The organism is uncultured Bradyrhizobium sp. (genome assembly GCF_964252615.1).
In the GTDB taxonomy this organism is placed as follows: Bacteria; Pseudomonadota; Alphaproteobacteria; order Rhizobiales; family Xanthobacteraceae; genus Bradyrhizobium.
On record NZ_CAXUNQ010000044.1, the window covers coordinates 1 to 13,664 of the forward strand.

General features: G+C 56.8%; 14 protein-coding genes. 1 reads left to right on the plus strand and 13 read right to left on the minus strand.

Going from position 1 to position 13,664, the window contains the following annotated elements:
• Positions 1-316: 316 nt before the first annotated feature.
• The 4 genes from ACFE72_RS18690 to ACFE72_RS18705 are packed head-to-tail and all read right to left on the minus strand — an operon-like array spanning position 317 to position 3,079.
• Positions 317-766 carry a hypothetical protein gene (locus ACFE72_RS18690; RefSeq protein WP_375414609.1) on the minus strand — a complete coding sequence of 150 codons (450 nt, stop codon included), beginning with the start codon at positions 764-766 and terminating at the stop codon, positions 317-319.
• Positions 763-1,032 (minus strand): hypothetical protein, encoded by a 270-nt coding sequence (locus ACFE72_RS18695; RefSeq protein ID WP_375414610.1) that lies wholly within the window; start codon positions 1,030-1,032, stop codon positions 763-765. The genes ACFE72_RS18690 and ACFE72_RS18695 overlap by 4 nt, the downstream gene beginning before the upstream one ends.
• Positions 1,029-2,267, minus strand: a complete 1,239-nt coding sequence (locus ACFE72_RS18700; RefSeq protein WP_375414611.1) for a M15 family metallopeptidase — start codon at positions 2,265-2,267, stop codon at positions 1,029-1,031. The genes ACFE72_RS18695 and ACFE72_RS18700 overlap by 4 nt, the downstream gene beginning before the upstream one ends.
• Positions 2,264-3,079 (minus strand): C1 family peptidase, encoded by an 816-nt coding sequence (locus ACFE72_RS18705; protein WP_375414612.1) that lies wholly within the window; start codon positions 3,077-3,079, stop codon positions 2,264-2,266. Before ACFE72_RS18705 ends, ACFE72_RS18700 begins: the two co-directional genes overlap by 4 nt.
• A gap of 127 nt (positions 3,080-3,206) precedes the next feature.
• Here ACFE72_RS18705 and ACFE72_RS18710 point away from each other — a divergent pair, with 127 nt between their 5' ends.
• Complete coding sequence (locus tag ACFE72_RS18710) at positions 3,207-4,112, plus strand: class I SAM-dependent methyltransferase (protein ID WP_375414613.1); 906 nt, start codon at positions 3,207-3,209, stop codon at positions 4,110-4,112.
• Between the two features lie 8 nt (positions 4,113-4,120).
• On the opposite strand, the gene ACFE72_RS18715 is transcribed toward ACFE72_RS18710, so the two are convergent.
• From ACFE72_RS18715 to ACFE72_RS18755, 9 genes are read right to left on the minus strand one after another with little or no spacing between them, the layout of a single operon-like run.
• Entirely contained in the window at positions 4,121-6,103 is a 1,983-nt protein-coding gene (locus ACFE72_RS18715; RefSeq protein ID WP_375414614.1) for a hypothetical protein, read from the minus strand.
• Positions 6,103-6,486, minus strand: coding sequence for a hypothetical protein (locus tag ACFE72_RS18720; protein ID WP_375414615.1), 384 nt, complete (start codon positions 6,484-6,486; stop codon positions 6,103-6,105). The genes ACFE72_RS18715 and ACFE72_RS18720 overlap by 1 nt, the downstream gene beginning before the upstream one ends.
• A gap of 14 nt (positions 6,487-6,500) precedes the next feature.
• Positions 6,501-6,740, minus strand: coding sequence for a hypothetical protein (locus tag ACFE72_RS18725; protein WP_375414616.1), 240 nt, complete (start codon positions 6,738-6,740; stop codon positions 6,501-6,503).
• On the minus strand, positions 6,737-8,137 hold the full coding sequence (locus ACFE72_RS18730) for a hypothetical protein (protein WP_375414617.1): 1,401 nt from the start codon (positions 8,135-8,137) through the stop codon (positions 6,737-6,739). The genes ACFE72_RS18725 and ACFE72_RS18730 overlap by 4 nt, the downstream gene beginning before the upstream one ends.
• An 11-nt stretch (positions 8,138-8,148) precedes the next feature.
• The gene (locus ACFE72_RS18735; RefSeq protein ID WP_375414618.1) at positions 8,149-8,598 is read right to left on the minus strand and encodes a phage tail assembly chaperone; all 450 of its coding nucleotides are present in this window, start codon (positions 8,596-8,598) and stop codon (positions 8,149-8,151) included.
• Positions 8,595-11,891, minus strand: coding sequence for a phage tail protein (locus ACFE72_RS18740; protein ID WP_375414619.1), 3,297 nt, complete (start codon positions 11,889-11,891; stop codon positions 8,595-8,597). The genes ACFE72_RS18735 and ACFE72_RS18740 overlap by 4 nt, the downstream gene beginning before the upstream one ends.
• A gap of 4 nt (positions 11,892-11,895) precedes the next feature.
• Positions 11,896-12,357: a GCN5 family acetyltransferase gene (locus ACFE72_RS18745; RefSeq protein ID WP_375414620.1), complete on the minus strand. Its 462-nt coding sequence runs from the start codon at positions 12,355-12,357 to the stop codon at positions 11,896-11,898.
• Positions 12,354-13,025, minus strand: a complete 672-nt coding sequence (locus ACFE72_RS18750; RefSeq protein WP_375414621.1) for a hypothetical protein — start codon at positions 13,023-13,025, stop codon at positions 12,354-12,356. The genes ACFE72_RS18745 and ACFE72_RS18750 overlap by 4 nt, the downstream gene beginning before the upstream one ends.
• Entirely contained in the window at positions 13,025-13,663 is a 639-nt protein-coding gene (locus ACFE72_RS18755) for a hypothetical protein (protein WP_375414622.1), read from the minus strand. The genes ACFE72_RS18750 and ACFE72_RS18755 overlap by 1 nt, the downstream gene beginning before the upstream one ends.
• Position 13,664: the final 1 nt, after the last annotated feature.

The window sequence follows — 13,664 nt, forward strand, 5'->3', positions numbered from 1 at the left end:
CTCGGCTTTCGATCCTTGATCGGACATCAGCGCCCTGCTTTCAATTGGAGACGCAGAGCGTCATCTTGATGATCCGTGCGACTTTTCGATCGTGCGTCCGCCAAAAAGAACGCCAGCACCATCGCGCCCCATGCATGGATGTTACCGCGCATCGCATCCGTCGTGCCGAGCCCGAGCACCCATCCAACGCGCCAGCCATAATGATACGCTGATAGCGCCGCGTTGCTGAATGACATCGATCCAGTCGATCGACGCGGGGATTATCTCTCCGGCCATGCGAGACGGCTTTCAGTTCACTGTGCCGACGAGGTCCGCATCATAAGCGATCCCCGCGAATTGGTTCAACTGGGTGAAGCAATTCGTCGACGGCGTCGCGTGGTGGTGCCGGCGGAGTTGATGGCGATGAAGCTGCGGGCGGCGGCGGGGTTGCTACCACTGGTGCAACGGGCGCGGTGAAGGGTGCAACCACCCGATCTTTGATGCGCCGGATCACGCTGCGTTTCTTGACAAGCGCAACCACCTTTTGCCCAGGCGCAGCATCGAATGACGCTGGACGAGCCTTGGGGCGTTTCCAACCGCAGCCACCGACACCTGCCTCAATGTTGCCGTCGATCCAGTCCTGATCGTACTGGCGCTTGCCGCGGATGGCGTATTCCGGGCGCTCGAAGATGCGGCACTCGCCGCCTTTGACCGACGCGGGACCGGTTGTTTGGCACCCTGCCAATACAGCGCCGACAAGGCCGATTAAGATAAACCTTGTGATCATGAGCAAGATCCCGTGGCTTGGTCCCACTTCCTGCCCTGGTCGCGGCACGTCTTGAAGGCGCTGCGAAGCTTGGTCGCGTCGGCGATGGCCCTGCTGTCTTGTCGAGCAATGGCGGCCAGCGCCCCGTTCCACCCCCTCATGTACACCTTATGGTGCCAGAAGCCGTACACGGCCAGCAGAGAGGTAACCAGCACGCCGACCGTGATCAGCTTGGCAACCAGGCCGGCACCGCCAAGCGCCGTCATAGCAAACCTGAGATACATCATAGCCGTACTCCCGATTGAACGGACTCGGTGATCTTTTTCACGCTGCTGCGGGCATTGAGGGCGAGAAACACAAACAGCCCAGCCGCGGCCAGCCACCAGACCGGTGTCGGAATATGCTTCACGTATTCCCAAGCCGTGCTCAGCAATCCACCGCTGTCCTCAGGGAGATCGTCCTTGTGGTCCGTGAAGAAGTTCCAAGCCTCCATGAACCAGCCAGATATCGTGTCCCAAATCGACCCGAAAGCGGCGAGAATCGCGGCCCACACTGCGGCGAGGAAATTACGCTTCGCGGGCACGACTTCCGGCGCGACCGCAGCAACCGTCTTCGCGTCGCCAGCTTTACGGGCTGGCGATACGGGGCGTGTGAACCTTGGGGTTTCACTTTCGGCCCTGCCTAACTCACCCTTGATCGCCTCACGGACGTCGTTGAACGCGTCTAGCGATGCAGGCACCAAAATGTGCCCTCCGCGGTCATTGATGAAGCCGCTGAGCGCGCCGGACGTGCCGCCTCCCCACACCCCATCAAGAACGCCAGGGCTGTAGTTCATGGCCTTGAGGCGCCTTTGAACTGAATAGAGTTCCGGATCGCCCTTCACGTCACCATCGACAATGACTGGATCATCTTTCTTGTTAAGGAACGACGGCAACGCAGGATGATCTTCGAATTCATCGGCAGGCGCGTCATCAGCGATAAGCGCCGCGGGCTTTGCAGGCTTGATGCAAGGCGGCATCGACTTTGGCTTGCGCCCGCCGTTATCAACGAACTCGAAGTGCATCCAATCCGGACGGGATTTGTACCAGCCACCCCACATGGCGCCCTGCCGGCAGAACGCATCGACGATGAAGTCCGGCATCGTGCCTTTCTTCACCCCTAGGGCGTTGTCCAGCGCGTTCAGGTCAATCGCCGCAGCGTAGGCATGGTTCGACCATTTTGTGGTAGAGCCGCGCACCATGCGATGGTTGTAGGCACCGAAATACTTTGAGGCTCCCGATGCATCGACTTTAGCCTGATCGTGTTGGCAGTGGTCCCAAATCTCATTAAGAGCTGCCAGCAGAGCCGGCGCGGCTTTTCGGTGAAACATGATCGACTTCATGACCTTTGTGCCGTGCTCATCGGTATAGGTCATGCGAAACGGTGGAACGACGGGCACCATCTGCGCGGGGATCTGTCCTTTGCCGGGGTCACCGTAAAAAGCGTTGCGCGCAGCTTGGTTGTCTTTTGGCCAAGTTGTCATTGTGCGGATCCTTCCGTCGTGATGATCCAGTAGTCCGATCCCAGCAAAACCGACCCGAGATAGGCTTCCGGAAAATAGCAATCGCCCTTGTCGCCCCAATCAGCGGCCCATGAATTGCGGACGGTGAAGGTGCCGGGCTTCTGGCCATAGCCCACGACGTACATGCAATGGCCGCCGACCACTTTCTCGTGCTTCGCCGGCATCGGGACGATGCCGCTCTTTGCAACAGCATCGCTCTCGAAACTCTCGTAAAGCGTAAGGCCAATAATGGGCGTGTGGCCCGCTGCCAAGGCGGCCTTGAGTGCCACAGCACTCACTTCGACGCGCTGATAGGACAACGCCATGAAGTTTTTGGCGTCGGCATAGACCTTCGCCGACGGCTTGGTCGTGAAGCGCTTCAGGTTATAGGTGTTGTACGGCCACAGATTTTCATGGGCCACGCCGATCTTTGCCGCGCATTTGATGCCGTCTCGAATCTCGGCTCCGGCATCCGACTTGATAGTTCCTTCGATCGCGCGTTCATCGTAGTAGAGTTGCAAGCGCGAGAGCGGCACATCCGGCAGTCCGCGGAGTTTCATCTCGTATCGGAGTGCGCCGGTGATTCCGTGCGCGGTGCACGACCCGAGATCGCCTTGGTCCATCACGGGAGGGCAATGCGCCCGCAGGTCAACGGCTGGCGGCAATCTCGTAGCGCGGGCCACGAACATATGGTCGCGCATGTCCTTTTGATCGCGGCGGCAGCCGTAATATCCGTTTCGGTGGGCAATGCGCACGGCACCGCCCCGCCCGGCCTGGGCAGATCGTTTGGTCATGGTGAAGTCTCCGAAATTGAAGGACGAGTGGAACCTGCGGGGCAGACTCTCTGGGACCCTTGGCGGTCTTTACGCGGGCACGATGCGGGAATAGGTTGCTGATAAACCCCGAGGGATAGGTTGACGCATGAACTTCCTCGACTTGATCACTCCCGTTGGAGCTCGTGAGCGGCTAAAGGACCTTCGGCAAAAACACATTGATCTTCATGTCGCTCTGCTCGTAGCCGGTGCGGACAAAGACGCTGAATGGCTTCATACTATCGGTCCTGGATTCGACGACCTGCTACGATCCTTATTGCCGCCGATTCCTCCGCATGAACTGCGGTCTATCACCAACGACCCTCACGAGGCAGGATTCCTTTGGCAAGGGGTGAGAGACGCAATGTTCCTCGTAGACTTGTTCGAGAAACACGCAGTCGATCGTCCGCCGCGAGCCTCAGTATTGGATTTTGGTTGCGGTTGCGGCCGAGTCACAAGATTGCTGGGACAATCAACTGCCTACAAGACTTTCGGGTCGGAAACCAACCCAGCGCACGTTGCTTGGTGTCAAGAGAAAATTAGCAACGTCACCACGTTGACGAATGGCCCCGAGCCGCCACTTTGTTTGCCAGACAGGTCAATCGATTTTGCTTTCGCCCTATCCGTTTTCTCACATTTTCCGAAGGAAAGAACTCTCGCTTGGCTGCATGAGATGGCGCGCGTTCTAGCGAATAACGGCATCCTTATCATTACGACGCACGGCTATCGCGCGCTATCCACGCTAGTAACTTCGGTGCCGCATCGCGCACTCTTCGGTTACAATTCCGATCATGTCACGGACCTGATCCGCAGGGTATGTGATGATCGATATGTCTTTATGCCTTACGACGCCTTCACTATTGCCAGCGCTAATGCAGGCAGCAACTACGGAAACGCATTCGTCGACCCAAACTGGATGATAGATGCTGCACACAAATTGTTTGATCTTTCGGAGTTCGTGGCAGGCGGCACCTTTGCAAATTGGCAGGATGCCTACGTTTTCAGAAAGCTCTAGTTTACCGTTCAAACGTCAGCAAACCGACCATCGATGTAAATCCTGCCGTTAGAATTTGCTTGCAGCAGGCCTGTCGCATTGCCGCCAACTAGGCCGGAGACGCAATTAAAGACAAGCTGCGCTAAATTCAATTCGGCTGTTCCGAAACCTCCAAGAAAAGCCGTCCCGACTAGCGAAGTAAGATCAGCCTTCAGCAAATTCCAATCACTGGCAGCCGATACTGAAAAAGATATCGGTGCAACCCTCATGGGGACAGGGAGCGTCAATAAAAAACTGGCTTGTGTAGTGTTTGCGGCTTGCCCTAGCGCGACGACATTGGGGCTGTTGACGACGAAATAATGCCGATAGCACCGCAACCGCTCTTCTTCCGTCGAGCGCATCAGCATAGCCAGCCGAGCCGGCGAGGTCACGATCGGCGCGCCAGCCCATCCGAACAAGCCGGTCATAACGGTCTGGTTGTTGTTAGTTCCGAGCAGGTTCGTTGAATTAGTCGTCTGTGTGGTGCTGGTTGCACCCCACGCGCCGGGTGCGGCAGGTGATGCTGCCTTGCCGACCGCAAACACTTCGAAGACCAAGCCAACGGCCGTATCCTTGGCCCATGTCCCGGTCACATCGCCGGGGATTGAGCCGGTAAGAAAATTCCACCCTGCGGCGACCGTCTGCTCCTGATAGAAGCATCGGTTTCTTGCTCCGTTCGATACTTTGACAAAAATAATTCCTGCCACCGTCGTGTAGAACGCGAAGGCATAGGATAGATGCAAGGCGCCTTTCGCTCCCCATCCGAGATGGGCGACCCTGTACCCTTCTACCTGCTGCCGGTGTAACGCATAATCGCCGTTTGCCGGTGAAGATACCGCGGTAGTCGCGGCGAGTTGCTGCGCGAAATCAAATCCCGGTAAGGTGGCCGGGAAAGAACCAGATGGAAGTTGTTGCGCAATGACGACAGCAGTCCCGGCGCCATGGACGTATTTCGCTTCCCATGCATCAGCATTCCATCGCCGGGTGCCGGATGCAAGCGTACCGCCGGCACCCGTCTGATTGACCGCCACCTTCGGATTGATGAAAATATTATTCTGTGCGAGAGCCTCTGGCGGTGCGCTTTCGTAAGGTGCCGTCCCCAACACCTTTGATGCCACCATGTGCGCGAGAACGTTGTTGCCGTAGGCAGAGAGATGCACGAACGTATTGTTGAAGAGGACCATGTCGAGCGGATTGGTGAATACCAAATCGGGTTCAACCAGATAATCATATAGACTCGCATCGCTTCGAATAAGACGATTCAGCTCGATGCGCTGAATCTCAGCCGCGCCAGAATTGTCGTTCCTCGACATGATCGTAAAAGCCACGACTTTGTAACCGCTTGCCCGTGCGGCCGCCCAAATAGTTGTGAGATATCCGTAGGTGGTGGCAGCCGAAGTGCCTGAGACAATGTCATTCGTGCCGGCCCACAACAAATAAAACGCCTCGATGCCTGAGCCGAACGATACAGTGCCGCCTTGTGTCGTGTACTGACCGACCATTGTCGAAGCAGATTCGCCATCCGCTGCGTAATACAGAGAAGTTCCGCGCGAAAAAAAACCACTTACAGTCGGTAGGATCAGGGGCCAAAGCCCTTGGTTGGTAACGCAAGTGAGACTATCGCCCTCGAATACGAATAGGGGGCCAGGGTTTGCCGGCATGATACCAATACAGCGCCAAACGCCATCTCTGTCGGGACGCAACCATGCCCGGTCACCTGCTGCAAAGCGCTTGTTGACCCCGTTGGGCATCAGCAGCTTGGTTGAGTGGACGAACGTCGGGGAGCCAATGAACGTCAAGAGGATAGGAACCCCACGCGGCAACGGGGTCAGTGATTTGACTGTGCCAGAACCCTCAACGGTAAAAGATGCATGCATCCGGTTGACGGGAAGTTCTGATGTTGACGGAATGATACCACCAAAGCCAATCGGGGCCGCACTTTCCGGTGTGCCGAAAGATGATCGATTGTCCATCAGAAGTTACCGCCCTTGGCGAAGACTTTGAAAGCTTCGGCGTTATGAGTCGAAGCGCGCAATTTCCAAGAGGAGCTTGGGAGTACAAGACCGTCCGCATCCCATTCAGCCACAAACGCTTCAATAGAAGTGCTTGGCACGATGGCGGAGACAAGAACCTCTTTGATCATGTACGTATTGGAGCCGTCGTAGAGGAAAAATCGAACCTTTCCGACCGAAGTTGTGCCACTGGCAACGACACGAACTTTATCAATGCGCGAGCCGCTTGAACCGCCAGTGACAACATCCACAATGGTCCCTGTGCCGTCCATGTTGGAGTTCGCGGCGGTGAGTGCGGCCTGCCATGTTTGCGGCGTGCCGATATAGACAGGTGCGAGGGCCATAAAAGTCCTTTCCGTTATGGATAGATCGTGTTCGCGAACAGAAACTGATTCTGGAAGTTTCCGGCAGCGAGCGTGGCTACTTGAGCCTGGACGTACGACTCGGTCGCCTGACGAAACCCGCCGGCAGTCGCTCCGTCGTGGACGACTACGCTATGCGTGGTGGTGTCGATTGTGATTTCACCATCAGCGCCCGTGAAGGCCGTGTGTTGAGATGTCGTGCCCCGGCGCCGCTTGACTTGAGTTGCTGTCGTCATGCCGCGATGCTCCCGTAGTCGTAATTGTCCAAGACGCTATCGGTGATTAAGCCCATGTCGCCAACTGCGGCTTGCCCACCCACATAAGTCGGACCCGCCCAATCGGCCGACGTGTTTGAGGCCTTCACCCAAAGACGGAACGGCGCCGTGTCGGTTTGTAAAAACGCGTATCCAGTGGTCTGCCCGTCAGACGCTGCGCGTTGCGCTAGCGTCCCACTAGCGCTCCACGTAAATCCCGTGCCGGTATCGCCCTTAGGTCCTGGTACGGTGCTGGCGGCGCCGGGTAGCCCGACTGGGCCGACTGGGCCGACTGGGCCGATTGGGCCGGATGGTCCGGTACCGCCTTGCTGGCCAATCTCGCCGGCAATGTGAATTGTCCAGGTGTTGTCCGCGCCGACGCCTTGCGTCGTGTCTACCGACAGCGTGAGCGATGTGCCTGAATAGGCCGTGACGAGACCGACCAAAACCCGGTCGCCGCCTGCGTTGACGGCGCGCAGTCGCGTACCCACGGGCCACGCGATGCCGGCTTGCGTAACGAATACCTTAGTGCCTAAGCCGACCGTCGCCACCGATGCGCTAGTACCGGATATGACCGCTGTAGGACCCTGGATACCCTGGCTACCTTGGATACCCTGAATGCCCTGGTCACCGCGCGGAATCGTAAAATTCAACGTGGCGGCATTGCTAGAGCCGACATTCGACACCGCCGCAGAGCTTCCTGCCGCTCCCGTAGTGACGGAACCGATAGCAACGGTTGCAGCATTACCTGCGACACCTGGGTTGCCGGTATCACCTTTCGCGCCGAGCAAGACCCAATATGTATTATTGGGCGGCATCGCATTCTGATTCTGCGCGATACACAGATATGCATTGCCACCCGACCCGACTACGTCATTTACGGCATAGACCTGCGAACTCGACCACGCCCCTTTATTCGAAATGCCGAGCGGTACCCCTTGAGAAACCCAAGCTCCGCCGCTCTTGACCCATTGTTGCCACGGAGACGCGTTGACTTTGATGGCGATATCGCCGTCCTCGCCGAGCGAGTTGTCAGGGGCGCTACCAGCGACTTGATAGAAAATCGTCGCGCCGTTGATAATTGCAAGCAAGGCCTGCACATCTGCCATCGCCGTTCCACCGGCGTAGCGCAGCGGTGAATACGGATAGATTTCGTAGGCGCCAGCGGCGATTGCTGTGCCTTTCCATGCCGGCACGGTCAGGTGATTGGCGTCCAGCCGACCAGTGATGACCGTGACGTAACCCGTTGCCGGATTACGCAACCAATCACCTTCGCGAGCGTTCAAATCGCTCCATACAACAGACGAACCCGTAACCACCGTTCCGTTTGCAGCAACGGTGACGGTCCCCGTGGTGTAGGGAGGCAGAAGAACGGTCATGATGAGGTCCGTTAAGTTCGCTCACGCAGTTCAGACGCAGCGTCAATATCGTCAGGCCGTACCGGCCATGCGCCAATCATTGCCCGAACACCGGAAAGTTTGGAAAGGTCACGAAGCGCTTGACGGTATGTCGACCAAGACTCGCGGCACTCTTCCGACATCGGCCTATCGGGGACGACGAATTGATCGGTTGCGTTTAGTTCGGCGAAGATTCTACACTTCATTTCCCATGCGGAAGGGACAAGCGCCTCACGTTTTTCGGCTTCAGTTTTTTCAACAATAATCTTGTCGATAAAATCCAGTTTTTGTGTCTTGCCATCCGGTACGGATTGCCCCTTCGCAAGCAATATTGTCGCAATCAACCAACCATCTTCTATGGTTGGAACATCATTTGTTTCCCAACCACCAATTTCGCCGTATCGATCATCGATCGGCTTGTAGTGAATGTGAATCGTGCTCATCGCTTTGCCGCCACAGCCCAAAGCGTTCTGCTATCCATACGAACATCCGCCGACAAAATTACCCTAGCTCTGATGATATAAGTGTCTATTCCACCAGAGGCTGTGAACACATACGAAGCGGAGAAATTTAGGGAGGCTTCGTATTGCCCTGATCCTGCGCTATTGATGAGCGTAACTTCTGATCCGCCTAATGATGAAACAGTAATCGAGCCGCGGTAGGTGGCATTCGTCGCGTATGTTAGCGCACCAGAGAAGCCGATCAGGATTGCTATCTGCTTGCCGGCTAAACCGGCTGTATCGACGTCAAGAGTCACAGTCGCCGCGACTTGGCTTGCGGCTGATCCAGTCAACGATCCCGGGGGCGAGTGGACTTTTGGAACTGTGACTGCGTTATCTCCGATCGAAATTGACTTGACCCCTAAAACTCCAAATACTCCGGAGTCGGAAGTCAGTGTGCGCGCTTTGATATGCGTCGCATCTATCTCTTGAGCTCCAACATTGACCGCTTTGATCTCGCCCGCACCTATCTTCGAAGACAGTATCGATCCGTCAACTATGAATTCACCGCGATACAACAGAGTGAAGGAGACAGTGCCATTTTGACCAACGCCCGTTAGAATTAGCCCACCGCTCACACCGTCGATGGTGCCGACTAATCCCAGCATTATCCTGTTTCCATCCACACTGCTTGCCAGTAAATTGAGGGTCGCATTGTGATCGCCAAGCGTCGTACTGAAGTTGCTAAGCCTCCCTGAAATTGCTGACGGATGGCCTTCGTCAAGATTCACTTGCGCGATTAGCACGTCGGTTGCGTTCGCGGTCGCAATAACTCCGTGCGCGGCATCATTAACAGTCGCATTTAACGAATTCAGCAATAGGCTCATCGCTGACAGATGGTTTGAGTCTAGTTCGACTTGAGACTGGAGCTGCGATACTGCGCCAGCGGTCGCCGCCAGACCATGCGCGGAATCATTAGCATTCGCTTCGAGCGTCGTTGTCCTTCCTGCTATAGCCGAGAGGCCCGTCTCGCTATTGTTGACTTGCGAGTATAGAGCGTCTGCCGTCGTGGCAGTTGCAGAAAGCCCGTGAGTGGGATCGTTGATGGCGGTTTCTAATGTGGTGGTGCGAAGCGCAACCGCCGAAGTGGCCGAACTCGCTACAAGCGACTCTTCAGTAATTCGTGCGCTGATTGCCTCCGAAACAGATGACAATTCGGTTCGGACTTTTTTCTTGTCCAGCCAATTGCGGGCGATATTGATTGAGGCGGTAGACGAGATAAGCTGAGTGATCCTGCTTTCCAGTTCGTATAGTTGGTCGAATGCGATGGTGAAGCGCTCATGCAGCCCAGCGTCGAATTCAACCAAACTAGTCAAAACATCTGGCGTCCTGACGTTCAGCCAGTCCGACCACAGCATGTCGCGCGGCGAAGTCGGCAGATATTGCCCTCTTACCTGATACGCAGTGTTCGGGATCAGCGATTGCGAGACGATGATCGCTCCTGCCGCGAGCTGATCAGTTCTTCCTTTCGTTACGTCCGACTGATCGACCGCAAGCCGGACTTCATATTGAATGCCCGCAACGCCGGGTTGCGTGCCGTCCCATGTAAGCCGGATCGCGGGCCGACGCGATACACCGTCCGAGTCAACGAGCGTCCAAGGCTCGGCAAACCAGTCAACGACGCCCTGCGCTGCCGGTCTTGGGATTATCGTCGGGCCGGACGTAACCGGCTCAAACTCAACCGCATGATCCCAATCGTAGTCAGACGGATCGATTTCCGTCAGGCTGGCGATGATGTCGAGATTGGCCTTATCAACGATGGCGTCCGCACGAAATTGTTTGGCACTGTATCCATTCCGAACCGACGTCCACTCACCGACGTCACCAGGTTCGACGGTCCAGAAAACGGGCGGCAGAACGATCGTGTGCGTCCGAGCGCGTTGCGCCTCTTCGATCGCGGACTTTTGCAGTCGTTGCACTTGGGCAGGATACGGCACCAAGTCGAAGGATGGGTTCGCCATAAGGCGACGATTGCCGTCCAGCACCTCGAGATCGGGCCGGTAGTACGCCGGTGCGGTTACAGTGTTCCATCCCTGGGCGGGGTCGGGGTACGTCGCTTGGATGCCGTTGACGCTGTCGGAGAGGGCGAAGAACGGTCGATAGACTTGCTCTTCACTGGATAGGATATCGTCATCCGTCCATGAAAATGTCGGGCTATCCGGGGTGCCCAGGTGTATCTTGTAGAAGCCTCCGATCTCCGAAAGCCGACCCTGACATGATGTCAGGATGGCTTCGATTGCGTTCGCTGACTGGACGTTCACATTGATCTGTCCGCCAGATCGATATGTTGGCTCAGACCCACTCTCACCTTGGATCGTTGCGCGACATTTTGCTATCTGCGGTAACCAGTTGACCGAGGACAAGCGCACCGCCGACATGTTCTGAAGGCCATAAAGCCAGATTCCGTTGTAGCGGAAACCGCGCAGCAGATTGTAGATTTGGACGGCAGGCAGGTCGTCGCCATCGCCACCCCATGTCGTCGGATTGGAATAGCGGTGCGACCCTGCACCACCGTTGCTCGAATCCTTTGATGGGTCATAGAGCCTGACCTGAGCACCAGCGAACTTGAACTCCGGAAATCCAGACCACAACTTGTCATTCTCAAGATAGGTGACGACAACGTAGGCGACGCCGACGCCCACCCTAGTCGACTCGTAGGGACGATCGTCCGAAGAAACCGTGCCGACCAGATAAGGATCGGCCGCAGTCTGTGTCCCGTCGTAATATTTGATATACAAGTGCGGCTCAGTCGGGCCACTGTCGGTTCGAGCCTTGACGTATTCCGGAACGCTATAACCGGCATCTGGGCCCTGACCGCCGCCTACCAAGCCGCCATCCGGCAGAGTAACCCTCTCATTATTTACCCAGAATTCGGTAATGTTACGGCTCGGCAGATCGGCCACTGAGATCACTTGCGTGATGTAGGCGTTCGGCGTTGCCGTATCACCGCCGTGATAGTTGGCATATACCAGCGACCCGGCGGTGACGCTGTAGCCGAGATTGAACGAACGCGGCACGGCGCCGCCCGCCTGCAGTGTTCCCTGAACTCCGAAATTACCGGCGGTCGCCGCGGTCTGGTTCTGATCGCCCGCCAGTGCCTTAGCGGCATAACTGAGACCTAAAGATGCAGCAACACCAACCGCAGCATTGAGAACGAAGGCGCCCGCAGCCGCAATGAAGCTATCCGCCGCGATCCCCAAGAATGTAGCAATGCCCAGCGCCGAGAAGATCGCCATTACTTCAGACCGATTTCAAATAGTGCGTTTCGGCCATGCGATAACCGCGTCTCACGTACAACTTTGCTACATCCGGATCGGCGCCCATGCCGGCCATTCCAACGAAGGTGCAATGCTGCCCTTGCGCCCAGGCCTCATAGGCATCAAGCATCCGGGCAGCGGCGGGTCCTCTGTGCTCCGGGTCGATCCACCACACTGTCTCCTTAGCGATCCAGACCGGCCCGAACGGATGCTCGTAGGCGACGGACATCAGTACGCCCTGCGCGCTTCCGCCCACGTCAAGCACAAGACAAAGTGCCCGGAGGGCAACGAGATGCGACAAGAACAACCTTTCGGCATAGGCTGGATCAAATGGAAAAACGAAACCCGTCAGACCCTTCGATGTGTCGAAGCCAGCCGCTTCCCTGGAATCCTTCAGTAGTTCGATAACCCGCGTCTTGTCGGCGGGAACGGCCGGCCGGATCATTGCCCGATCGGTAATCCAGGCGCTGCCCCACCCACAGAAGTTCTGATGGCCCCGCCTGCCCGACCCCAGAATTGCTGCCATGTCCCAACCACGGCCGCGTCCTGGTAGAAATTATCCGTTGCGCTCCGCAACCTTTGCGAGGCGTCTGAACGTGTATCGGGATTGCTTCTTGTCAATTCCTGCGTGTTCGAGGTGAGCGTGAGGGTAACGTCTCCGCTCTCGCCTTCCTTCGGCGTCTTGATCGGAGCTTCGTCGATCGTCCCTACGAACCTAGGGGTAGCCGGCGCCACCATGAGGCGCGTGTCCGGATCGAACAGTCCACGGTAAATTTCGACCCGACCCTGCTTTGCGTCGTAGGTCCTGATCAGCGCATTCACCCGATCCGCGACTTGAGACAGCGTAACCGTGACATTCTGCACAGTCAGACTGGAAACGAGCGGAATATCCGAAATCTGAATCAGCGAGCCCGCGCCGAACCATGTCCGCAACGAAGTCCCGCCCGTATCCGGATCGACCACAGAGGCGGTTATCTGACCTACGTCCGACCAATAACCATCAGTGACGGGATTTCCGGTATTCCGGTCTCGCACCACGAACCAGATGAAATCGCGCGCTACGAGGCGGCGGGATTGCAGGGCGGCATAGTTTTCCGCAGAAAGCGAGCGCATTAGGTGCGAGCCTCAATAGCTGAAAATGAAATGCTGCCCCATCCGTTCAGACCCGCCTCGGAGGAGAGCGATCCGGGAACGATGGCCATAATGCAGGACGGCTTCCTTACCGAGACCGCGCCACCTGAAACGCCAGGCCAGATGTGCGGCCGAACTTCGAACTGCGGCGTGACGCCACCACCATTTGCGGTCGCAGATTCCATCGCCTGATGAAGATCGGTAGCTCCTATTTTCACGTAATCCCCGATCGAAATGACGTAGCCCGCAGGCAGCGATGCGACCGCGATAGCCTTGCGATTGATGTTGATCGCCGAAACAGCCGCGGTCGTTCCACTGAAGCTGCTCCCTGTAGGCCACGATCGATTTGGATATTTGATCGGAAAGGTGCGGGACAGCGAATAGCCGTAGAACGTCGAGAGACCATTCTCCATGGCGTTCAATCGAGCGCGCCAGTAATCGAGGGTGTTCGGACTGAGCTGCTTCGACTGCGCTTTAAGCGTCCAGAGCGGCGTGCCCAAATCCTTTACGATGATGCGGCCGCTGGCCTGCGTGGATTGCTCCTGCCTCCACTTCAGGTCAAAACTGGTGATCCAGCCCGGAAAATCCCCGAACAGATCGAACGGCTGCGAAAGCGCCACG

Bases quoted from the DNA above. Each gene is read 5' to 3' on its own strand.
- ACFE72_RS18700 (WP_375414611.1), bottom strand. From the start codon at position 2,267: ATGACAACTTGGCCAAAAGACAACCAAGCTGCGCGCAACGCTTTTTAC.
- ACFE72_RS18725 (WP_375414616.1), bottom strand. From the start codon at position 6,740: ATGACGACAGCAACTCAAGTCAAGCGGCGCCGGGGCACGACATCTCAA.
- ACFE72_RS18690 (WP_375414609.1), bottom strand. From the start codon at position 766: ATGATCACAAGGTTTATCTTAATCGGCCTTGTCGGCGCTGTATTGGCA.
- ACFE72_RS18745 (WP_375414620.1), bottom strand. From the start codon at position 12,357: ATGATCCGGCCGGCCGTTCCCGCCGACAAGACGCGGGTTATCGAACTA.
- ACFE72_RS18740 (WP_375414619.1), bottom strand. From the start codon at position 11,891: ATGGCGATCTTCTCGGCGCTGGGCATTGCTACATTCTTGGGGATCGCG.
- ACFE72_RS18730 (WP_375414617.1), bottom strand. From the start codon at position 8,137: ATGACCGTTCTTCTGCCTCCCTACACCACGGGGACCGTCACCGTTGCT.
- ACFE72_RS18750 (WP_375414621.1), bottom strand. From the start codon at position 13,025: ATGCGCTCGCTTTCTGCGGAAAACTATGCCGCCCTGCAATCCCGCCGC.
- ACFE72_RS18705 (WP_375414612.1), bottom strand. From the start codon at position 3,079: ATGACCAAACGATCTGCCCAGGCCGGGCGGGGCGGTGCCGTGCGCATT.
- ACFE72_RS18715 (WP_375414614.1), bottom strand. From the start codon at position 6,103: ATGGACAATCGATCATCTTTCGGCACACCGGAAAGTGCGGCCCCGATT.
- ACFE72_RS18720 (WP_375414615.1), bottom strand. From the start codon at position 6,486: ATGGCCCTCGCACCTGTCTATATCGGCACGCCGCAAACATGGCAGGCC.
- ACFE72_RS18710 (WP_375414613.1), top strand. From the start codon at position 3,207: ATGAACTTCCTCGACTTGATCACTCCCGTTGGAGCTCGTGAGCGGCTA.
- ACFE72_RS18735 (WP_375414618.1), bottom strand. From the start codon at position 8,598: ATGAGCACGATTCACATTCACTACAAGCCGATCGATGATCGATACGGC.
- ACFE72_RS18695 (WP_375414610.1), bottom strand. From the start codon at position 1,032: ATGATGTATCTCAGGTTTGCTATGACGGCGCTTGGCGGTGCCGGCCTG.